The sequence below is a fragment of the Streptomyces sp. RK9 genome (genome assembly GCF_045070545.1).
GTDB classification, from domain to species: Bacteria; Actinomycetota; Actinomycetes; order Streptomycetales; family Streptomycetaceae; genus Streptomyces; species Streptomyces alboflavus.
Genome location: NZ_CP173704.1, coordinates 3137354 through 3159024, shown reverse-complemented (window position 1 = coordinate 3159024; position 21671 = coordinate 3137354). Strand labels below are relative to the sequence as shown.

At 68.1% G+C, this 21671-nt stretch carries 18 protein-coding genes; 12 read left to right on the top strand and 6 right to left on the bottom strand.

The window, feature by feature from the left end; translation table 11 throughout:
- Window positions 1-5: 5 nt before the first annotated feature.
- The 6 genes from AB6L24_RS34220 to AB6L24_RS34195 all read left to right on the top strand — a co-directional run bounded on the left by AB6L24_RS34220 (window position 6) and on the right by AB6L24_RS34195 (window position 6931).
- Window positions 6-338, top strand: coding sequence for a DUF397 domain-containing protein (locus AB6L24_RS34220; RefSeq protein WP_405661887.1), 333 nt, complete (start codon window positions 6-8; stop codon window positions 336-338).
- Window positions 339-506: 168 nt separating this feature from the next.
- Window positions 507-965, top strand: coding sequence for a hypothetical protein (locus AB6L24_RS34215; RefSeq protein WP_405661885.1), 459 nt, complete (start codon window positions 507-509; stop codon window positions 963-965).
- Window positions 962-1687: a hypothetical protein gene (locus tag AB6L24_RS34210; RefSeq protein WP_405661883.1), complete on the top strand. Its 726-nt coding sequence runs from the start codon at window positions 962-964 to the stop codon at window positions 1685-1687. Before AB6L24_RS34215 ends, AB6L24_RS34210 begins: the two co-directional genes overlap by 4 nt.
- The gene (locus AB6L24_RS34205) at window positions 1687-6420 is read left to right on the top strand and encodes a putative T7SS-secreted protein (RefSeq protein ID WP_405661881.1); all 4734 of its coding nucleotides are present in this window, start codon (window positions 1687-1689) and stop codon (window positions 6418-6420) included. Before AB6L24_RS34210 ends, AB6L24_RS34205 begins: the two co-directional genes overlap by 1 nt.
- Window positions 6417-6677, top strand: coding sequence for a hypothetical protein (locus AB6L24_RS34200; protein ID WP_405661878.1), 261 nt, complete (start codon window positions 6417-6419; stop codon window positions 6675-6677). The genes AB6L24_RS34205 and AB6L24_RS34200 overlap by 4 nt, the downstream gene beginning before the upstream one ends.
- 83 nt (window positions 6678-6760) lie before the next feature.
- Complete coding sequence (locus tag AB6L24_RS34195; RefSeq protein WP_405661875.1) at window positions 6761-6931, top strand: hypothetical protein; 171 nt, start codon at window positions 6761-6763, stop codon at window positions 6929-6931.
- Window positions 6932-7008: 77 nt separating this feature from the next.
- Here AB6L24_RS34195 and AB6L24_RS34190 read toward each other — a convergent pair whose 3' ends face one another.
- The 4 genes from AB6L24_RS34190 to AB6L24_RS34175 form a co-directional block, all read right to left on the bottom strand.
- Window positions 7009-7311, bottom strand: a complete 303-nt coding sequence (locus AB6L24_RS34190; protein ID WP_380846863.1) for a WXG100 family type VII secretion target — start codon at window positions 7309-7311, stop codon at window positions 7009-7011.
- Window positions 7312-7369: 58 nt separating this feature from the next.
- Window positions 7370-7672: a WXG100 family type VII secretion target gene (locus AB6L24_RS34185; RefSeq protein WP_405661872.1), complete on the bottom strand. Its 303-nt coding sequence runs from the start codon at window positions 7670-7672 to the stop codon at window positions 7370-7372.
- A gap of 102 nt (window positions 7673-7774) precedes the next feature.
- Entirely contained in the window at window positions 7775-8953 is a 1179-nt protein-coding gene (locus AB6L24_RS34180; RefSeq protein ID WP_405661869.1) for a S8 family serine peptidase, read from the bottom strand.
- A gap of 1690 nt (window positions 8954-10643) precedes the next feature.
- Window positions 10644-11117, bottom strand: coding sequence for a hypothetical protein (locus tag AB6L24_RS34175; protein WP_405661867.1), 474 nt, complete (start codon window positions 11115-11117; stop codon window positions 10644-10646).
- Window positions 11118-11998: 881 nt separating this feature from the next.
- Between AB6L24_RS34175 and AB6L24_RS34170 the strand changes: the two genes are divergently transcribed.
- From AB6L24_RS34170 to AB6L24_RS34155, 4 genes are all read left to right on the top strand, one after another.
- Window positions 11999-12646: a hypothetical protein gene (locus tag AB6L24_RS34170; RefSeq protein ID WP_405661865.1), complete on the top strand. Its 648-nt coding sequence runs from the start codon at window positions 11999-12001 to the stop codon at window positions 12644-12646.
- Window positions 12647-13119: 473 nt separating this feature from the next.
- Window positions 13120-13632: a hypothetical protein gene (locus tag AB6L24_RS34165; protein ID WP_405661864.1), complete on the top strand. Its 513-nt coding sequence runs from the start codon at window positions 13120-13122 to the stop codon at window positions 13630-13632.
- Window positions 13632-15926, top strand: a complete 2295-nt coding sequence (locus tag AB6L24_RS34160; RefSeq protein WP_405661861.1) for a hypothetical protein — start codon at window positions 13632-13634, stop codon at window positions 15924-15926. Before AB6L24_RS34165 ends, AB6L24_RS34160 begins: the two co-directional genes overlap by 1 nt.
- 111 nt (window positions 15927-16037) lie before the next feature.
- Complete coding sequence (locus tag AB6L24_RS34155) at window positions 16038-16559, top strand: hypothetical protein (protein ID WP_405661858.1); 522 nt, start codon at window positions 16038-16040, stop codon at window positions 16557-16559.
- 21 nt (window positions 16560-16580) lie between these two features.
- Here the strand turns inward: AB6L24_RS34155 and mycP are convergent, their stop codons facing one another.
- Window positions 16581-17762 carry a type VII secretion-associated serine protease mycosin gene (gene mycP, locus AB6L24_RS34150; protein WP_405663528.1) on the bottom strand — a complete coding sequence of 394 codons (1182 nt, stop codon included), beginning with the start codon at window positions 17760-17762 and terminating at the stop codon, window positions 16581-16583.
- A gap of 62 nt (window positions 17763-17824) precedes the next feature.
- On the bottom strand, window positions 17825-19366 hold the full coding sequence (gene eccB / locus AB6L24_RS34145; RefSeq protein ID WP_405661855.1) for a type VII secretion protein EccB: 1542 nt from the start codon (window positions 19364-19366) through the stop codon (window positions 17825-17827).
- 238 nt (window positions 19367-19604) lie between these two features.
- Here eccB and eccE point away from each other — a divergent pair, with 238 nt between their 5' ends.
- Entirely contained in the window at window positions 19605-20837 is a 1233-nt protein-coding gene (gene eccE, locus AB6L24_RS34140; protein WP_405661852.1) for a type VII secretion protein EccE, read from the top strand.
- Window positions 20837-21661 (top strand): hypothetical protein, encoded by an 825-nt coding sequence (locus tag AB6L24_RS34135; protein WP_405661851.1) that lies wholly within the window; start codon window positions 20837-20839, stop codon window positions 21659-21661. The genes eccE and AB6L24_RS34135 overlap by 1 nt, the downstream gene beginning before the upstream one ends.
- The last annotated feature ends 10 nt before the right edge of the window (window positions 21662-21671 follow it).

The window sequence follows — 21671 nt, the reverse complement described above, 5'->3', positions numbered from 1 at the left end:
TCCACATGGCCGAGGCACAGGAGCAGGCAGCGGGCCAGGCACCGGGCAAGGAGACGGAGGAGGAGGTCAAGGCGCGCAAGGAGCGGGAGAAGGACGAGCTCTACGCCCTCGACATCTCCGGCGTCGAATGGCACGGCGCACCGGGCACCGAGACCCACGAGGAGCGCGTCGAGATCGCCAACCTCCCCGACGGCGCCGTGGCCATGCGGTCCTCCCTCGACCCCGACACCGTCCTGCGCTACACGGAGGCGGAGTGGCGGGCGTTCGTCCTGGGGGCGCGGGACGGGGAGTTCGACCTGGAGCCCGCGCCGCACAACGGTGGGGTCGGGGCGGAGTAGGGCGCCGTTCCGGGCGGCGCGAGCGGGGAAGGGACAGGTGAGGTGCCGCTCATGAAGGCGGACGAGAGTGGGGACGGCGGCGGGGACGGGGGCGGCATATCCCGTCCGCCGCGGGTGCCTGTGCGACGGTCACGGCTGGCCGAGCTGGCGGACACGACGGTACCGGCGGTGGGGCCACCCGCTGGCACCAGCGCCCCGACCGGCACAGACGCCGACGCTGACACCGACACCGACACCGACACCGCCCGAATACGCCGAGGACGCCGCGAGTTCGCCGCCCTCCTCGGTGAGTTCCGGCGCACGCCCGTCCTGTTGCCCCTCGGCGAGCACGACGCGTACCCGCTGACCGCGGACTTCAACGGCGTCCGCTGGATCTACGCCTTCTCCGACGAGGCGGCCCTGGCCCGGTTCGCGGTCCTGCGCGGCGAGTCGGACCGCCCGTGGGACTACCAACGCCTGCTCGGCGCCCGCCTCCTGGACGGAATCGTTCCGGCACTCGGAGTGCCGTGCGGCGTGGCACTGGACGTGGGGAGCGAAGGACACGAGGCCCTGTTCCCGCCCGTCGCGGGGATCGTCCCCGACGCGGTGGCCGTGGACACCGACACGCACGGGGAGGCACGGGGATGAGCGGCGACGCGAAGGACCTCCGGGTGGGCGGCCTGGACCTGATCGCGCAGGGGATCACCCTGACGCTGGACGAGCTCAAGGAACTCGGCATGACGGGCCGGGCCGGGGCCGGTCGCGGCTTCGAGGAGCTGGCCCTGGGAGACCTGGAGCTGGGGCACGGCGAGCTGGTGGCCGGCCTCAAGTCCTTCTGCGAGCGCTGGGAATGGGGAGTGCGGTCCCTGGTGAACGAGGGGAATGCCTTCGCCCGGGGCGTGGGGCTGTCCGCGGGGACGTTCCACGAAACCGATCAGTACGTGGGCAACTCGCTCAAGATCGCGGTGAACTCGCTCAACGGCAACCCTTATGCGACCGAGGAAGAGGTCACGCAGAAGAGCTGGGGCGATCTGGTCAAGCAGCACCCCCTCGGCGATCCGGACTACAGCGCCGACTCGTTCGAGAAGGCCACGGACAACATCGGCCAGGGCTACAAGGACGCCGCACGGGACGCCGCGACCTCACCGCTGGCCGGGCCGCTGAGCCCGCAGAACCTCACCGGACAGAGCGACGAGGAGTACGAGGCGATGCTCGACGACACGTTCGGCCCCTCCGCCGAGGAGCGGGCCGAGACGTCGCGGCAGTTCGCCCCGCAGCGACCCGAGGGGGACGTGGAGGAGCCCCAGCAGGACGGAGACCGTGCCCCGCAAGGCGGGCACCGTGCCCCGCAGGGCGGAGACACCGGCTGATGGGCATCCTCGACGACATAGGCGACGGCTTCAACTCGGCGAAGGACGCCGCGAAGGACGGCCTCAACTCCGGCCTGGAGAAGGCGGAGGACGGCTGGGACGCGGCGAAGAAGCACGCCGGCGAGGGCATCGAGTGGGGCACCGGCAAGGCCGCCGACGGCCTCGACCGCATCGGCGCGGACGGCACCGCCGACAAGGTCGAGGACTGGGGCAGGTCCGCGGCCTCCAAGCTGGGCGCGGACGTCCACGAAGGGCAGCTCGGCGAGACCGACCAGGCGAACGAGCTGATCCACGGCAACCCGGGGAAGATCCGCGCGAGCGCCCGGCACCTCGCGGACTTCCACACGGCCTTCGACAAGGTCGGCACGGGGATGCGCGGCCTCGACTCCGCCCACTGGAAGGGCGAGGCCGCGAGCACCTTCCGCGAGAAGTTCGCCGTGCACCCCGGCAAGTGGCTGCACGCCGCGGACGCCTGCGAACAGGCCGCCCGCACCCTCGACGGCTACGCGGACACGGTCAAGTGGGCGCAGGGCCAGGCCCAGGACGCCATCGACCTGTACAAGAAGGGCAAGAGCGCGTCCGACACGGCGGTCGAGGCGTACAACAAGCGCGTCATGACCTACAACGCGGCCGTCGCGCTGGACAAGGACCCGGGCCCCCGGCCGGACCCCTTCAAGGATCCCGGCAAGGCCGACATGGAGCGCGCCCAGGAGATGCTCGCCGAGGCGCGTCGGCAGCGCGACGAGGCGGGCCGCGCGGCCGCAGCCGTACTCAAGGCGGCCGTGCGGCACGCCCCGGCCGAGCCGCCGGCCCTCGACCGGCTCAAGTCGAACGCGACCGACGCCTTCAAGGCGACGAACACGGAGCTGACCCACGTCGTGGGCGGGGTGATCAAGGGCGGTGCCGGTCTGGTCAACTTCGTGCGCGGCATCAACCCGGCCGATCCGTACAACATCACGCACCCCGCCGAGCACATGCAGAACGTCCACATGACGCTGGCCGGTCTGGCCTCCACGGTCACGCACCCGGACCGCGCGCTCAAGGACGCGTACGAGAGCTTCAAGAAGGACCCGTCCGAGTTCGGGGGCAGGCTCCTCCCGGAGGTCATCGGGACCAAGGGCGCCGGGTTCGCCCGGGGCGGGGTCAGGGCCGGTGCCGGGCGGGCGACGCGGGACGCCGCCGAGGGGCGCGGGGCGCGCGGGCCCGTGCACGACGACCCCGGCAAGTCGTCCCGCACCGACGACACCAGGACGACCAAGGGCACCGACCCCGTCGACCTCGCGACCGGCACGATGTTCCTGCCGCAGACCGACGTCACACTGCCGGGCGCGCTGCCGCTCGCCTTCACCCGGCGGGTGGAGTCCGGCTACACGCTGGGGCGCTGGTTCGGTCCTTCCTGGTCGTCGACGGTCGACCAGCGCCTCGAGATCGACTCCGAGGGCGTCGTCTTCGTGACGGAGGACGGCCTGCTGCTCCCCTACCCGCATCCGGCTCCGGGACTGCCGACCCTGCCGAGCCACGGCCCGCGCCGCCCGCTCGACCGCGTGGACGGCGGCTACACCGTCACGGATCCGGACACGTCCCGGGTCTGGCACTTCGCGGACCGCGGCGGCGACCTCGCGGTCCTGGAGCAGATCGACGACCGCAACGGCAACTGGATCACCTTCGAGTACGACGCCGGGGGCGCGCCCCTGTCCCTGGTCCACAGCGGCGGCTACCGCCTGGGGCTCAGCACCGCCGACGGCCGCGTCACCGCCCTGCGCCTGGCGGGCGCGGGTCCCGGCGGCGCCGACCAGGAGCTGATGCGCTACGGCTACACCGACGGCCACCTGACGGAGGTCACCAACTCCTCGGGGCTGCCGCTGCGCTTCACGTACGACGGGGCGGGCCGGGTGACGTCGTGGACGGACACCAACGGCCGCGGCTACACCTACGCGTACGACGACCAGGACCGCTGTGTGGCCGAGGGCGGCACCGAGGGGCACCTGAGCCTGAGCCTGGCGTACGACTCCGTCGACCCCGCGACCGGCCTGCGGCAGACGACGACCACCACCGGCGAGGGACACACCCGCCGCTTCCTCGTCAACGACGCCTGGCAGGTCGTCGCCGACATCGACCCGCTCGGCGCGGTCACCCGCTACGCGCACGACCACCGCAACCGGCTCCTCGCCCGCACCGATCCGCTCGGCCACACCACGTCCTTCCGCTACGACACGGAGGGCAACCTGCTCTCCTTGGTCCGGCCGGACGGACGCGAGGCGCGCGCCGAGTACAACGCGCTCGGACTGCCGACGAAGGTGGTCGGCCCGGACGGCACGGTCCGACGCAAGTCGTACGACGAGCGCGGCAACCGCACGGCCGTCACGGATCAGGCCGGGCAGACCACCCGCTTCGCGTACGACGCGGCGGGCCGCCTCACCTCGGTCACGGACCCGCTCGGCAACACGACGGGCGTGCGGTGCGACGCGGCCGGCCTCCCGGTCGAGACCGTCGACCCGCTCGGCGCCGTGACCCGCTTCCAGCGGGACGCGTTCGGCCGCCCGGTGGCGATCACGGACGCGCTGGGCGCCACCACCCGGCTGGAGTGGACCGTAGAGGGGTTCCTCGCCCGGCGCACGGCACCGGACGGCAGCGCGGAGTCATGGACGTACGACGGCGAGGGCAACCGCACCACCCACACGGACGCGATGGGTGCCGTATCGCGCTTCGAGTACACCCACTTCGACCTGCTGTCCGCCCGCACGGGACCGGACGGGGTGCGGTACGAGTTCACCCACGACACCGAGCTGCGCCTCACCGAGGTCGCGGGCCCGGGGGGTCTGCGGTGGAACTACGCGTACGACGCGGCGGGCCGCCTGATCTCGGAATCGGACTTCGACGACCGCACTCTCACCTACGCCCACGACCCGGCGGGCCGCCTCCTTTCCCGTACGAACGCCCTCGGCCAGACCGTCGCGTACGAGCGCAACGCCCTGGGCCAGGTCATCCGCAAGGACGCGGACGGCCGCGTCACGACGTTCGCGTACGACCTGACGGACCAGCTCGGACAGGCGGTGGGCCCGGACGGAACGACCTTGACGCTGCTGCGGGACCGCTTCGGCAGACTGCGGTCGGAGACGGTGGACGGCCGTGAGCTGACGTACGCGTACGACTCGCTGGGCCGCCGCGTCGGCCGGACGACCCCTACGGGGGCGACGAGCGAGTGGACGTACGACGCGGCGGGCCGCCGCACGCAACTGCTGGCGTCCGGCCGCACGATCGACTTCGCGTACGACGCGGCGGGCCGCGAACTCACCCGTCAGGTCGGCGACTCAGTCACCTTCACGCACGCCTTCGACGACCTGGGCCGCCTCACCACACAGCACGTCACGGCCGCCGGCCGCACGGCCCAGCACCGCGCGTACTCCTACCGCGCGGACGGCAACCTCATCGGCGTCGACGACCACCTGAACGGCCCCCGCCGCTTCGACCTGGACGCGGCGGGCCGGGTCACCGCGGTGCACGCGGCGAACTGGACGGAGGCGTACGCCTACGACGAGGCGGGCAACCAGACCTCCGCGTCCTGGCCCGCCTCCCACCCCGGCCACGAGGCGACCGGCCCCCGCGCCTACACCGGCACCACGCTCACCCGAGCCGGCTCGGTCCGCTACGAACACGACGCCCTCGGCCGCATCACCCTCCGCCAGAAGCCCCGCCTGTCCCGCAAGCCCGACACCTGGCGCTACACCTGGGACACGGAGGACCGCCTGACCTCGGCGGTCACGCCGGACGGTGTGACCTGGCGCTATACGTACGACCCCCTCGGCCGCCGCACGGCCAAATTGCGGATGTCCTCCGACAGTTCGACCGTCACCGAACGGGTGGTGTTCACCTGGGACGGGACGACGCTGTGCGAACAGACCACGGTGGGAGGTGGGTTACCGGACCCGGTCACGGTGACCTGGGACCACCAGGGCTTACGCCCCCTCACCCAGACAGAGCGGATCACGACGTCCGGCCCGTCCCCCGCCGCCCAGTCCGAGATCGACTCCCGCTTCTTCGCCATTGTCACCGACCTGGTGGGGACGCCGAGCGAACTCGTCGACGAGGAGGGGGAGATCGCTTGGCGGATGCGGAGCACTTTGTGGGGGGCTACGGCTTGGGCGGCGGGTAGTACGGCGTATACGCCGCTGCGGTTTCCAGGGCAGTATTTTGATCCGGAGACGGGGCTGCATTACAACTGTTTTCGGTATTACGATCCCGAGACAGCCCGATACCTGACCAATGACCCCCTCGGTCTGCCCCCAGCCCCCAACCCGTCGACGTACATTGCGAACCCACACACCTGGACAGACCGCCTGGGACTGGCGCCGGACTATGTCTCGATCTATCGAACCCCGAAGGGCGCACACGCCGAGTACGAGCTCACTCACGGCCCAAACCCGGACAACCATCGCTCCGGTGTGGACATCGGTGGAGGCATCCTCTCCAACGGGAAGATCTACTTCGGCGAACGGGATGTAGCCGCAGAGTACGCAGGACCCACAGGCATGAACTTCGCCAGAGGCATGGTGAAGTACGACATGCATCCGTCTTTCATGGAGGAGTTCGGCGAGTATGCAAAGATTCACGACTACAACGGCCCCAATGGGGCGGTGCGCCTGGAGTTCGAAATCCCCGTGGAGAAACTGGATCGATTCAACGAACTGACCCAGGGGCGCAGTTGGATTTTTATCTACGGAGGAACGGAATGACTTTTCGCAATCATCAGGAACTCGATGTGACTGTTGTCGCGGTGGCCCCTGTGGGAGCGAAGGTCGAGACCGATGGCGAGATCGGGTTCATCGACCAGGTCAAGCACCCCTCCTGGTGGGACGAGAACGCCGCCCCGCCTCAGGCCGGGGACCGGCTTCACGTCGTCGTACTCGACGCGAGCCGGCAGCCACCTCGTTTCAGCGCACTGCAGCGGGACATCGATGTCGCCCGACGGCTGCGGGGCACCGGCGTGTAAGTGCCATGACGATGCTCCCGTGCCTCAATCAACGCCTGGGCGCGGCCGGGCTTCCAAGAAGGCCCGCTGGAGCGCGCCCATTGATGCCGGAGCCGGACAGCCCTGGCTCAAAGGGCAACCCCCTCAAGATCGCCGCGACCGAACACCTCATCGCCGTAAGCAACTCCAATCAGCCCGAGCCGCCGTCGGCGACGGTGAGCCGCGAGGCGTCGGCGCGCTTCACCGGCACCCTGGGCAAGGAACCGCTGCCGTAGACCAGCCGAACGGGGTGGGCATCTCCCGCGCATGCCCACCCCGCGTTCCGCGCTGTTCAGCGTTCAGTTGCGACGACTCACTGGAAGTAGCTGGCACCCTTCAGGTCGCCACCCCGGTAGTCACCGCCGGCCTGGCTGACCTTCTGGCCGATCTGCATGAGCGCCTGGTGGATCGCCGACGCGTGCTTGTCCCACTCCTTCTGCTTCAGGGTGTACGCGGTGTGGGCCTCACCCTCCCACCCTTCGGCGACCCTGGCCACGGCCCGTTTGATGTCGCCGAGGTCGGACTCCAACTGCTTCGCCTGAATACCGAGTTCGGTCGTGATGGCGTCAAGCCCGCCGTATTTGACCGCGAGTTCGTCCCTGTTGACGCTGGCCATGCTTACCTCATCTCCTGGTGGTTTCGGCCGGGCGGCGCCCGGCCGGGAAGGGCTCGGCTCAGTAGCTGCTGATCGCCGAGTGCTGCCCGCCGTACTGCACATCAATGCTGTTCATGGTCGAGCGGACCTGGTCCTCGAGCCCGTCCTTGTCCTTGCGGTTGGCGTTGATGCCTTCCAGGAAGTCCACCAGGATGCGGCCGATCGCCTGCATGTGCTGGTTGATTTCGGTCTGCTTCGCATCGAAGGCATGCGCGCCGATACCGCGCCAGTTGCCCTCCATCGTGTCGAGCGTCCCCTGCAGGCGCCTGAGCTGCCTCTGTACCGAGTCGTACTTGTCGACGATCTCCTTCTCCAGGAGCACGACTTCCTGATCATTTAGCTTCCGGCCATCTGACACGGCGGGCTCTCCTAACGTGAGCTGTCGGGCAGTTCTTTGAAGCTGGGTGGCTGGTTCCTGAGCTAATCAGGCATTGCGCCGCTTTCGAGCCGCAGCAAGGGCCCCACCACCGATGACCGCTGCGGCGGCAACCCCGCCGCCGACCATCCACAGCTGGTCGTTGTCATCGGGTTTCGATCCTGACGCTGCCTCAGCCGGGTCATCGGCAGCAGAGCTCTTCGAAGGCTGCGACGCGGACTTCGAAGACTCCTCCTGAGGTGCGGAAGGCGAGGCCGCCACGCCTGGGGTCTTCTCGTTCGTGAGCGGGTCGATGTCCGGCGGGCCCGGGTTACCTCTGTTCTTCAGCAGGTTCGGGGCGGGGCGGACCAGGCCGTAGCCGAGGTAGTCACTGGGCTTGTCCTTCGGCCAGCTGCGGCCCGCGGTGTCGATGAGGACGCGGAGGACCTGGTTCGCCGTCCAGGTGGGGTGCTTGGACCAGATGAGGGCGGCGGAGGCGGAGGCGATGGCGGTGGATGCGCTGGTGCCGCCCTCGCCGTCACAGTACGAACGGAACGTCGCGTCGCACCACTGAGGAAGGTTCCGGCCGGGCGCCGCCAGGTCCACATACTCGCCGAACTCGGAGTACTTGGCGACCTTGCCGGACTTGTCCGCGGAGGAGACGCCTGTGACGTTGGGGTAGGCAGCCGGATAGCCGATGAAGTTCTTCTTCTGCGCATCGTTTCCGACACCAGCGAACATCAGCTTTCCTTTCGATGCCGCGTACTTCACCGCTGCCCCCACAGACGGGTTCATGAGCGGAGAGGTGAACGACATACTGATGATCCGCGCATCGCTGTCCGCAGCAGCCCGAATCGCCTCGGCATCCTCGGGGTTGTTCTTCCTGCCGTTGTCCTTACCCTTGCCCGGGGCCCCCGTCAGAGTGAGCCGATAGGAGATGATCTTGGCTCCCGGCGCCAATCCCTTGAGGCCCCCTCCTCGCCCGGACCCGGCGATCAGCTCCGCCATCGTGGTTCCGTGGCCGAGATAGTCGTCCAGAGCTCCGCCCTTCAGGCCTGTCACGTCCTTACCAGCAAGCACACGGCCCTTGAGAGAAGGAGTCTCTGTAACGCCAGTGTCGACAACTGCGACCTTGACGCCCTCGCCAGTGCTGACATCCCACAGCTCCTCGGCGCCCATGGCATCCAAGTACCACTGCTTCGACTGAACGTCATCGGCGACTGCACTCGGCGCCAGTCCCACAGACATCAGAGCGAGAACGCTGACCGCCAAACCCGTGGAGACGATCCATCGCCTCGCGCACCCTACAAACGGCGCAGCCCCGCCACCGTGTCGGCCAATTCCTGACTCCACGCCCTGCACGCCCTCACTCATCACTAGTCGATTACCGGCGGCACGTGCCGCCGTTCGCCAGGCAGATGGGTCTCTTCTTCCTCGACCAGGTAATCGGGCCGCTGTGCGACCTCATCCTCTTCACGTTCAGGGCGCCGACCGCTTCCCGCAGGGCCACGTACCAAGCCGACACCACCGGCAGTGAATCCGCTCCCACGGCCGCCGCCGATAGGCGTACGCCCACGGGGTGTGCCGACCACGCCATCGGGATTGCCGATAGGACGGCGCGGCATCTGCCCCCTGGCCCCTGGAGGCTGGGGAGCAGCTCCCACAACGCCACGCTGCCCGGCATGGGCGACTTCCTGTGGCGTCCTTGAACCAGGGCCTCCGGCCATAGGTGTAGGAGCTGGACGACCACCTACGATGCCGTCGGATCTTGGCGTGCCAGGGATGCCCGGAACTGCAGGCCGTGGGCCCGGCAGGCCATGAGGCTGCGGCGTGCCCCCTGAGATGCCTCTCGCCATCGGTGAAGGCACAGACGTCATCGGACCGTTGGGGCTCTTTGCCGGAGGCACCGGCCCGGTCCGTCCAGTCGGGCCTGGGCCTGAAGGGCCGCGCCCAGGAAGCCCAAGCGCCTCCTTGGAACGTCCAACCGCCGTTCGTCCCTGCTCGGGCAACACCGACTTCCCACCCCCTCCGCGACGGGACGCCCGGGAGTCGGGGCCGTCCGGCGGCCGCCGTACAGGGCCACCGCCAAGTACGGGAGGAGGTCCGCCGTCGGCGCCCGTTGGGCCGGGAGCAGGGGGCGGCGAAGTAGGCAGCGGGCCAACGGTCTGTGGAGGCAGCGGGCCAGTACCGTCAATCTCCGTGCCAACAGGCTCCACACCGGCGGGTCGGTCTGGAGAGGAGGCCGGGCCACGCACATCGACACCGGACGGCAAGGTGTCGCCCGATCCGGAAGAAATCGGCGTGACAGGCTCGGCAGTACGAGGAGACGCCGACGGCACATCATCAGCAACCGTGCCAGGGGGCGTCACCGGCCTGGGCTCGCCGGAAATGGGGTCCACCGTCGGTAGCTGCGGCGGCGGCACCCCCACATCCGGCATAACCGAAAACGTAGGCGGCTCCTGCCCCGCCATCTCATGCTGGGACACCCTGTAGAACGACGCCAACCGATTCATCTGGTTGATCGCCTCTTGGCGGTGCTTCTCCGACTTGACCGCAGCCTCGTAGTCGGCGTTGCCGGCCTCCCGCTTCCCTGAGGGGATGTCCCCCACGGCCTTCGGGTCGGCGCGCGTGTCCCGCGGCGGCATGGAACTGCGTACGGAAGCCAACCCTGCCCCCGCCGAGGCGATCTGAACGCTCGCGGTGTCGGCGTAGTCGGAGAGCTGGTGGGTTTCCTTGACGAGTTTCTTGCCCCACTTGCGGAAGGCCTGGCCTGCCTCGCCCTCCCAGTCGACGCGGTCGATGTGGTCGCCGAGTTCGCGGGCCGCGACGGCGATCGCGTCGCGTGCCTTCTTGAGGGCTTCGCCCGCGCTCTCCAGGTCGGCCGGATTCGCGTGCTCGACGAGGTCGATCATGTCGTTGAGTTTGTGGCTTTCGAAGCTCACAGCTTCCACCCCGAGTCCGACTTGTCGCTGCCGTGGCCGCCTTGCTCGTCGGGCTTGCCGTCCCGCTCGCGCCCGGTCGGCGGCTGGTCGCGCTGGACCGATGTCTGGATCGACCAGAAGCGCTGCCGCAGGTCGTCCTCGAGGTTGTCGAAGCCGACGTCCGCGCCGTGCACGGCGATTCCCATGGCCTCGATCTGCCGGCCGAGCATCTTCGAGAGTGAGGTGAGGCGTTCGTGCACCCGGTCGTACTGCGCGTAGAGGCCGTCCGCCTCGGGGAAAGGCGCCGCCTGGCCGCTGAAAGAAGCGCGGGCGACCTTCTGGTGGCCGACTTTGGACGAACCCCCGTCCGACCCCTCGAACTCCGTGAGCAACGTGTCGATGCGCCGCCGGAACTTCTTCAACGCCTCCAGGCCACGCTTGATGTCAGCGCCACCCGGCGTCGGTGCCCCCCTGTACCCGTCCTCGAGCACGATGCCCCATCCCCGATCGCAATCCCCGTTGACCTCAACTTGCCACTGCAGCAGACATCGACGGCCAGCGGCCAAATGACTGCACACGGCAATGTGACTGCACATCCCACCACCGTCACTCTAGCCACACTGTGAGTGACATCCAACTGGGCTTTGCGTCACAGCAGTTGCAAATAAGCCATCTCGTCGGCCAAGCCGACGCTTTGCACGTGGACGCCGGTTGCGCCCCCCTGCGCGAACGTCCAGGACCCACCCTGCGAAGCCATCGAGGACCGGCCAACCATCGCTCCTGCCGGGGGCTTTCGCACTCGCCACCCCGGCCCCCGGTGTCCACGTCGACGCTGCGTGTTTCACTCGTTGGCGCGCCCTACACTGCCGTGTCAGTCGGCGCAGGTCCACTCGTCCCCTACCCAATCAGCTGAGTACGCGTACTCAGCTGCCCCGGTGGCAACTGCCGCTATCCTCGAACGGGTTCTGATGTTGTCCCCGACTACTGGGCCGCGGCGCCTCGTCGTGGGACCTGAGGACGTGAGAACCGCATGGCATGGGACGAGTGGGAACAGCTCAAGGCAGAAGTGCTCGCGCAACAGTCCGCGCAGATGCAGCTCAACGAGGCGCCCGCCGACAACGGAGACTCCGCCGCCGGGAATGACGGTAGGGCTGGTTCCCTCAGACACACACGCAAAGCGTAGATGCACGCCGTCAGCGTGGCGGACGATAGCAGCACCGACCCGAACGGTCGCGCCGACTTGCTTACCGCTCACGGGGGCCGGGACCGGCAGGTAGAGGCGCGTAGGGGCTCGACCCAGTCGAGCGAGTGCACACGCCCCTGGGTACGGCTACTCATGCGGCGCATAGCGATGGCGCCTACCGTCCCATGAATGTTCAAGAGCCGTGTATCCAGAGCCCGGACCTCCGGGCGCTCTGTCCTGTATGCGGTCGCAGGGATCGTGATGGCGGCGCTGCTCGTCGCGGCGGTGGCGGCAGGCAACGCCGCATGGATCAGCGTGTGGAACGGCGCGCCGTATCCTTCGGTCGACCCCGACGCGGTCGCGCAACGACTCAAGGCTCGGTCGGATGAGGTATACGACGGCTTTGCGCTGCCGGACAAGTATGCCGCGGACTCGGGCAAGGTAACGACCGGCGCCTGCTACTACCGCGGGCTGAGGAGCATCGCCCACATTGACGAGGCACGAAGCGACGTCCGCAGTTTCGGTCTCGATTGGAGTGTGCCCGACGTCTCCGAAGCCACCGCACGAGACGCACAGCAGCGCGTGCGCCGGCATCTGGTCCAGAACGGTTGGAAACTCACCCACCAAGGCGACCGCATCAACCCGAAGTTCCGTGAACTGGGCTTCCGATTCGAAAACCCGGACAGCGGCGATCAAGTCGACGTGCGGTGGAACGACTTGACCGCCACTCTGTTCGTCAGCATCTACGCGCCCTGCGGGCAGGTTCCCGGCGATTTCGTAGAGTACGACTGGTCAGAGGCAGGCTGGCAGCCGAATGAGCACTCCGCCGGGATGTAAAAGGGCACTGTCTCAACTTGGGCTCTGCCAGGAATTTCGCAACTGTTGGTGGCGCTCGTCGGCATCAAGGCGGTGCGGCGCGCCGGGTGCAAGTCGGTCGCTTGCGCCGACAAACTTGTGCTGCCGCTAACGACGTTGACGGCAGTGCGGGCCAAACGTGAAGTCGGCGACGGCCTAGTCCGGGATTGTGACCTGCTGGATCTGGACGATGATCTATCGGGGCATCCAGTTCGTGCGATTGTGGCTTGAGGATCCCGCGACCGCTCTGAGCCCGGAACGCAGCTGACGATCCGCCTTCGTATCGATCAAGTTCACCCTTGCGGGTAGCGATTTCAGGACAACTCACTCTGGTCACCAGCGAGTTGTCGCGCCGCGCCGGAAGGCTGCTCGCCATACTGAGCCAACATCCGCATGGTTCCAAAGGTCCGCAGGGTCCGCAAGGCCCGAAAGAATCCGAGGGAAGGTACGCGTCCATGGCATGGGAAGAGTGGGAGCAGCTGAAGGCGCAGGCGTTGGAGCGGCAGGGAGCGCAGATGCGGCTCAACCAGGTCGAACCCGGCATGGGCGGAGGTCCCGGGTCGGCCCCTAGTTCGTATGGGGATTTGAGGGTCAGCCAAGACGACCTGGCGACGATCGGCGAGCATGCCTTCGACCTCTTCGAACGGCTGAGCAGCAAGGGGAGCGTGGCGGTGCCCAGCAGTCAGCAGGCCGCAGGAGATCTGACGGAGCAGGGATTCGTGCTCGGGAGCGGGCTCCAGCACGTCGCCAAGCGCTGGGAGGACCAGCTCAACTCACTCCGCGATGCCTGCGCCCACATCTCGAACCACATGCGTGTCACGAGGAAGTTGCACCAGGGCGATGAGCACTACATCAGCCGCCAGTTGACCAGCATCGATGTGCTCGATGCCGGATTCGACGAACGGGCCGGCAAACCCGGCGAGAAGAACCCGGTGTACCTACCGCCGAAGAAGCGGGGGAACAATTGATGGACCTCGACGCGCTCCGCTTCGCCAGGTTCGCGCTGCTGGATGCCGCCGTCGACGACTGGTCGACATTGGTGAACCAGCTGGAGAAGTGGGAGAGGGACGCGAGCAAAGGGCTCCAGGGAGCGGCAAATAGGGCCAATTGGGCCGGTGTCAACGCCACCGTCTCGAAGGAGTTCATCGGCAAGACCGCCGGGGAGTTTCACGACGCGCACGCCCAGGCCAAGTCCATCCACCGGATTCTGCTGGACACACGTGACGAGCTGAAGCGCCATCACCGTCGGCTCAACGACGCCATTGAGCGCGGCATGAAGAAGAATCTGACTGTCACGCCCACCGGCGGCGGGGGTTTCACCGTACGGATGAACGTCCATCCCGACCGGGCGGGGCAAGGCACCGGTGCCGCACTCCCGGACCACGGCGAGAAGGATGTGACGGCCCTCCGTGACGAGGTCCAGCGGATCCTCGACGACGCCACCGAGAGTGACACCTCGGCCAGCCAGGTGCTCAAGGCGATTGCCGATCAGAGTACGTACGGCTTCACCGATGCCAAGTACAAGGACCGGGACAGTGCGGTGGCTGCAGTGAAGACGGCCGACGAGCTGGCGAAGCTCGCCAAGAAGGACCCCCGGGACCTCTCCGTCAAGGAGTTCGACAAGTTCAACGCCGGGCTGAAGACGTACGCGAATGATCCGCTCTTCGCGGAGCGTTTCGCCACGAAGCTCGGCGCTAAGGGAACGCTGGAATTCTGGGCGGGGATCAACGAACCCGGCGTCAATCCGGACCTGAACGATAGCCGGCAGGGCAAGTTCGGCGAGTTCCAGAAGAATTTGAGCCTTGCCTTGGCGTCGGCCACGCAAAGCGACTCCGCAGGGATGGTGGACTGGACGCGCCAGATGGTGGACCAGGGTGGCCAGCCCGTCCGAACAAACAGTGGCCCCTTCGGCTTCCAGGTCATGAGCAATCTGATGCGCTGGGGAAACTACGACGACTCTTTCCTCCACACGTACGGCAGCGCGCTGATGGACACCGAGAAGAAGCTCACGGGCAACGGCACGGGCGAGGCATGGCGGCGTACGCCCAACTCGCCCCATCTCAACCGCACTGGTAGCGATACGGGCTGGGATCCCATGGCAGGATTCATGAAGGGCCTCTCGAACAGTCCGGCCGCGGCTACGTCCTTCTTCAATAGCCCGTTCGTCGAGAGCGGCGACGCCGACAACCCTTTCGAGCGCAAGAACGACAAGGGGGAGATGGTGAAGCCCACTCTGTCGAACTTCCAGTACCTGTTTGAGGAGCGAGACTGGCCCATTGACGAGAACGCCAAGGGGCAGCCCAGCAACGTCGGGCGTAATAATTTTGCGCTCGCGCTCGAAGCAGGCACGACGGGGCATCCCGCCGGTGAACTTCCCACAGGTAGCCCCGCACCTCACACCCCGGACCAGGCCGGGCTAATGAGGAGCATCGTCGAATCGGTCTCCCAGGACAACACACGCCTGATCGAGCATCCATATATGGCGGACAGTTTTGGGCAGATGGGGGCCGAGTATCTGCATGATATGAATCGCGCGATGACCAACGATCTGGGCAGGGACACGGATCGCCTCTTTCCTATTGTTGGCGAGCCAGCGAACCTTCAGCATCGGGATGTGACTCGCTTCCTCTTTACGGTGGGCCAGCACCCCGAAGGGTATGCGGCTGTGGAGGTGGGCCAGAAGTCGTACATGGCGCACCTGATGGCCTACCACCTCGACCCCTCACTTCCAGAAGACCTGCGCTACGCCACGAACCCGCAGCTCGTTGTCGAAGGCGTGGCCAATGGATCTGGTGAAGTGGCAGGAACCCTCGCGCAGGCACGTGCAGAAGCTGTCGCCGGGGAAGCTGCGGAGAAAGACCAGGCCTACGAGGAGTCCGTCGCCCGATGGAAGGATGGGATCTCGGGCGGAATCGGTACGGGTATCGGCGTGGGAACGTCCTACATCGCCAGCCCTGTGGGGGGTGCGGTAATCGGCGGAGTAGCCGATACGGTCAGCAACCAGGTACTTGGTGATCTATTTAAAGATGCCGAAGGGAAAGCCAAGTCGGCGGCTGGATACGTCATGGGCGAGCATTGGGAAGCAGGAATGGAAAGAAACAGTCACTACTCGAAAGAGGCGGCAGAGAGTGCGGTAAAACACCACCATAGAGATGACCTTCCTGATGCCGGAGTGTGGGCACGCACAGCGACAGATCGCGCATACAGACAATCGGAGTCAAGTGTCAATAACATGGCAGCAGACCTAAAGACAGATATCTAGCATCCAATCCCAACGGCGAGCGGATTCCTTCTTGTGGCACTACATTGCAATCTAACCAACCCTCTCGACAAGTCCAAGAGTGTCGCCACCTTTACGGCTACCTTTACGGCCGTGATCATTCTGGGCACCACGATTACAGGATGCTCCGGAGACGGTGAAAAGAGAAGCTACTCCACTCCAAACTCCCTGTGCGGTGTGGCCGTGAATTCAAGCCTGCTTACGCCGTTCCTCCCTCCAGGTGAACACGTATCCACGCAGCGAACGTTTCCCGTCCAAGGAACAGAGCAATGCGATGTCATCGTGGACAAAAGCAAGCTGACGATCACTGCTAAAAAGAAGTGGTGGCCGGAACGAGGAAGCGTTCTTGACGTCGCTCCAGCTTCCGTCCGCAGGAAGCCTTACCAGATAGGAGAGGGCAAGAACATTCTGTACGCAGGCACTGGGGCTGTCGGCAGGACTAAGGACTGTGTGGACCCCACACACTCTGACCAGCGCCTCTTTACCATCATCCAATCCTTCACCCCCGACCGCGATGACGTCGGCACCATGAAGAAGCTCATCAAGGCCTACACCAAAGAAGTCGAACAGTCGAAAGCCTGCCACCCCAAGCGGCCCCAGCCCTCCGCATCGTGACCTGACCCCGGTTGCCCGCGATCAGCTACCCGCGCTCCCCCGCCTCCTCCGCGCATCCCGCAAAGCCACCCCCGCCCCACCCAACCCCGCCACCACGACCACAGCGCCCACGGCCACGTACGTGGCGATGCGGGCTGTGCGTTCCTCGGGGGTTTCGCCGAGGTGGAGTTTGGCTGCGCTCGGGGCCTTGCCTCGCTCCACGCCCTCGTGGGCCACGGGGCGGTCGATGGGGTGGTCGTCCTCTGTGAGGGCGCGGACCGGGTCGACGACGCCCCAGCCGACCAGGCGGTCGTGGCCGGACGTGGAGCGTTCGGCTGTTTGTTGGATCTGGGCTGTGATCTGGCGGGGGGTCCAGTCTTTGTGTTTGGACTTGATCAGGGCTGCTACGCCTGCCACGTACGGGGCGGAGAAGCTCGTGCCGTTGTCGGAGCAGTGGCCGCCCAGCGGGACCGTGGAGATCATGTCCACGCCCGGTGCCGCCACGTCCACGAAGTCGCCCGACTGGGAGAACGCGGCCCGTTCGTTGTTCCGGTCCGATGACGCCACCGCGAGCACGCCCTCGTACCACGCCGGGTACGTCCTCTTGACGTTGCCGCCCAAGCCGTCGTTGCCCGCTGAGGCGATGATCAGGCGGTCCTGGGCGATGGCTCGCTTCACCGCGTCCTCCAGGTGCTGCTCGGGGCGCACCGCGTTCGCTGTGTCCTGGGAGATGTTGATGATGTCCGCGTCGGCGGCCACCGCGTAGTCGATGGCTCGGGCGAGCGTGGCCGTCGTGCCGTGGCCCTCCGCGTCGTTCTGCTGGATCGGGATGATCGTCGCGTCGGGGGCCAGGCCCACGAAGCCGGTGTCCTTCGCCGGGCGGGCCGCGATGATCCCGGCCACGCGGGTGCCGTGGCCGACCACGTCCGACGTGCCCTTCTCGGAACCTCGTTCGATCTTGTTGCCGTCTTCGTCCTTGAGGTTCTTGGGGAGGAGGTTGCGGCCCTTGGAGACGTCCACTGCGGGCTTGAGCTGGCGGTTCTTGATGTCGACCCCGGTGTCGATCACCGCGACGGTGACCCCCTTGCCCGTCGACTGGCGCCACAGTTCGTCGAGGAGGACCCGCTGGAGCGCCCACGGGCGGCCCGCGTACGGCTTGTTCGGGAACTCGCAGCGGTCCGAGGCCGACGGCTCCGCGGCTGCCGGAACGGGTGTCGCCGCCATGGCGACCAGCGCCGCGCCGACGGCCGCCCATGTCCTGCGTGCGTACGTCACCTCGGTGCCCCCTAGGAACCCTGCGGCTGGCGTGCCGCGCCCGTGGACAGGCGCGGGCCCGTCGGCAGGAACCTCGACCACTCGGCGGGCACCGGAGACACGTCCGCGTCTCCGTAGCCGAGCCGGGTGCGCGCCTGCTCCGACTCCTGTTGCTGTTCCTTGCGCTGCTCGGCGGTCATGCCGATCCGCGCGTCGTCCGTCGCGCTGTCGCTGTTGGACTGCATCGCGTACCGCAGGCCCGTGTCGGTGACCAGGAAGTCGCCGCCGGTCTTCGTGTCCCTGCCGAGGAACTGGCGGTAGAGCTGGCCCGAGCCGGGCGTGACGTACGCGCTCGACGAACCGGCGGGCAGGGGCGCCGGGAAGTCCGTGCCCGCCCACGTGCTCAGCGTGGTCCTGCCCTTGTCGCCATCGACGTGCCGCAGGACGTTGCAGATGGTGTTGCGGCTGCCGGGCGCGGAGGAGGCCTCGTTGACGGTTCTCGGCGTGTGGCGCGGCCATACGTGCCGTGCGCCGAACTCCTCCTCGACGGGGCTGATCGCTCCGGGGCTGACGTCCCGGGCCGTGCCTCCCTGCCTCAGACCGGCCAGGTCGGGGCTCGCGAGCAGGAGGTGCGCGGTGAAGTCGGAGACCGGGGCGACGCGTCCGGGCAGCACTACGTAGTACTGCTTCTTGTCCCCGTTGAGGGCCCTGAGCACCATGCCCACCTTGTTCGCCCCAGGCTCCTGGAGGTCAGGGACCTCGGCGTCCTCTCCGGGGACGCCGTCCACCTTCGGGAAGTAGATCAGGTGGCCGCGGTGCAGGGTCTCCAGCCACTGCCGGGACACCCGCTGCGGTTCCCGGTCGGCGCGTACGAGGGCGCGCACCAGCTTCTCGTTCCTGGAGTTCTCGTTCTTGGCGGGTACGCGGTACGCCGTTCCCCGCGCATCCACCACATAGCGCGTCTTGTCAGGCCCGACGACGTACAACAACTCACCCCCGCGCAGCCGTTCCCTGCCCTCGGTCCTGTCCTGGTCGCGCTCCGCCAGGACGAACGCGGCCTTCTGGATGGCGCGTTCGCCGTCCGCCGGGCGTTCGCACACGGCCCAGCGCTTGGCGGAGCCGGCCTCGGACGCGGCGGGCAGCCGGTCGGGGGCGTACGGGATGCCGATGGTGGCGCCGCGCGGGATCCTGCCCTTGTCGAGGACGGACTCGGAGACCTTGATGACCTCGCCCTTGTCGGCGTCCAGGAGGAGTTTCGCCGACGCCATGTTGAGGACGGGGTGCAGCTGGCGCTTGCCGTCGGTCTTGAGGATCACGTACCGGGTCGTGGACTTGCTCGCGATGATCACGTGCTCCTTCGGCGTGTCCCAGCCGGGCTTGGCCGCGGGCTTGAGCATCCCCCACGCGCCGAAGACGGCCAGCACGATCACGCCGACCACGATCCCGGGAAGCACGCCGCGCAGCGGTCGCGGGGCGCTCTCCTCCGAGCCCGAGGGCGTCGGCTGGATGAAGGCCGCGAGCGTTCGACGCTTCGCAAACGTGTAGGCGTTGAGTTCGTCGCGCCGTGATGCCATGACTGTCCGCGTTCCCCCTGTGCAGCGCCGAGGGTCGGCGTACCCCCTCGTTCGTTGTCAGACCGAGCTCCTACTATGCCTGTTGAGTAATCATGCGTGTGGGGTGGGTAAGGTTCTCGGGTCTCAAGAGGCCTGCCGTGCACCGGTTTTCGGAAGATTCAGGGGGTTTGGAGTGACGGCTTCCGTTACGCGGGCGCGGCCGCCGGTGACATCCGGCCAGACGCCTGGCCGAGGACCGATGGTGCAGCACCTGAAGTTCCGTTCCGGGCGCGCCGGTTCATTGCGGCTGCGACAACTGGCGCTGGTGGAGATCGCGGCTGCGCTGCTGCTCGCGGCCTGGGTGGTCTCGCCGGTGGCCCTCGTTCCGGCGGGCGCGGTCGCGGCGGTTCTCCTGCTTCTCGCGGTGGTACGGCGGCGGGGCCGCTCGCTGCCCGAACTGCTGGGGGCCGCCTGGGCCTTGCGTGCCCGCAGGCGCCGCGCGGCTGCCGCGGTGGTGCCGCCCGGCACGGAGCCCGGGCTCGCGCCGGCCGTGGAGTGCGACCCGTCGCTGCGGACGTACGCGTACAGCCGCGGCAAGGACCAGGACCGGCGGCCGATCGGGATGATCGGCGACGGCAGCTTCCTGACCGTCGTCCTGCAGGTGGAGTCGGACGCGACGGCCCTGCGGGCGGAGCGGACGCGGCAGCCACTGCCCATCGGGCTGGTCCGCGACACCCTCCAAGTCGACGGCATCCAGCTGGAGTCGGCACAGGTCGTGCTGCACACGCAGCCCGCGCCCGCGCTGCACCTGCCGCAGCAGTCGGTGGCCGTCAGCAACTACGCACCGCTGCAGGCGCAGACCGGCGCCCCCGCGGTGCGCATCACGTGGATAGCCCTGAAGCTCGACCCGGAGCGCTGCCCGGAGGCCGTGGCCGCCCGGGGCGGCGGGCTCGTCGGGGCGCAGAAGTGCGCGGTGCGGGCGGCGGACCACCTGGCGAGCCGCCTGACGGGGGCGGGGTTCCGGGCGACGCTCCTGACCGAGGACGAGCTGACGGCCGCCGTCGCCACGTCCGCGTGCGCCAACCCGCTGGCGATGGCGCAGGCCGGCGGGGACGCGGCGCCCGCGCGCAGGACCGAGGAGACCCAGCGCGCCTGGCGCTGCGACAACCGGCGGCACACGACGTACTGGGTACGACGCTGGCCGCAGCTGAGCGGCCCGGGCGGCGGCCCCTCGCTGCCGCAGCTGGTGTCCCTGCTCACCGCGGTGCCCACGCTGGCCACGACGTTCAGCCTCACCCTGGCGCGCGACGAGCGGCAGGCGGTGTCGCTGCGCGGCCACATGCGGGTGACGGGCCGGAGCGACGCCGAACTGGTCGCGGCGCGGCGCGCGTTGGAGCACGCGGCGCGCCAGACCGGGACGGGACTGCTGCGCCTCGACCGGGAGCAACTGCCCGCCATGCTCGCGACGTTGCCGCTCGGAGGTGCGCGCTGATGAGCGTTCCGTCGTCTCCTCCGGCGCCGCAGGGCCCTGCTGTGCCACCGCTGGGTCCGGCACCGGCGTCGGCATCGACCCCAACTCCGGCTCCGGCCCCTCCTCCGGACGGCCTCCGCACGGCCCTGCGGACGGGCTTCGGGCTGCTCGGCCCCCGGCACCGGCGGCACGCGCTCTCCGTCGACGAAGTGGACCTGCTCGCGCTGCCCATCGGGGACGACGGCGTGGTCATCGGCGCCGACGCCGCCGGGCATCCTGCCGTGCTCGGCGTGAACCGCCCCACTCCGTACGACCTCCTGCTGATCGGCGGCCTCTGGACCGCCCAGGTGATCGCCCTGCGGGCCGCCGCCACGGGCGCGCGGGTGGCTGTCGAGACCGGACGGGCGCAGGCCTGGGCGCAGTTGGTGCAGGCCCTCGGGGTCGGGCAGGCCGGGATGTCCGTGCACGACGTGGGACGGGTGCCGCCGCAGGGGGCGTCGGCCGGGAGTCCGGTGCTCGTGGTGCGGGACTGCGGGATGCGGCCGCCCCGGGGGCGGGTGGTGTCCGGGCCCTGGCAGTCCGTGCTGACGCTGCTGCCCTATCTCAGCCCCGTGGCGCCCCGGTTGATCAGGCAGGCACGGCTCGTGGGGGTGCAGCGCGTCTCGCCCGACGAGGCCACGCAGATCGGGCGCTCGCTCGGACTGCCGCGCGGCGACGTGGACTCGCTGCCGACGCTCGCCGACGGGGTGACGCTGTGGTGCGCCGAGCGGGACCGGCAGTACGTGGTGACTCAGGGCACCGACGCGGAGATCGGGCTGCTGGGAGCGGCTCGCCGGATGGACTGACAGATGGACT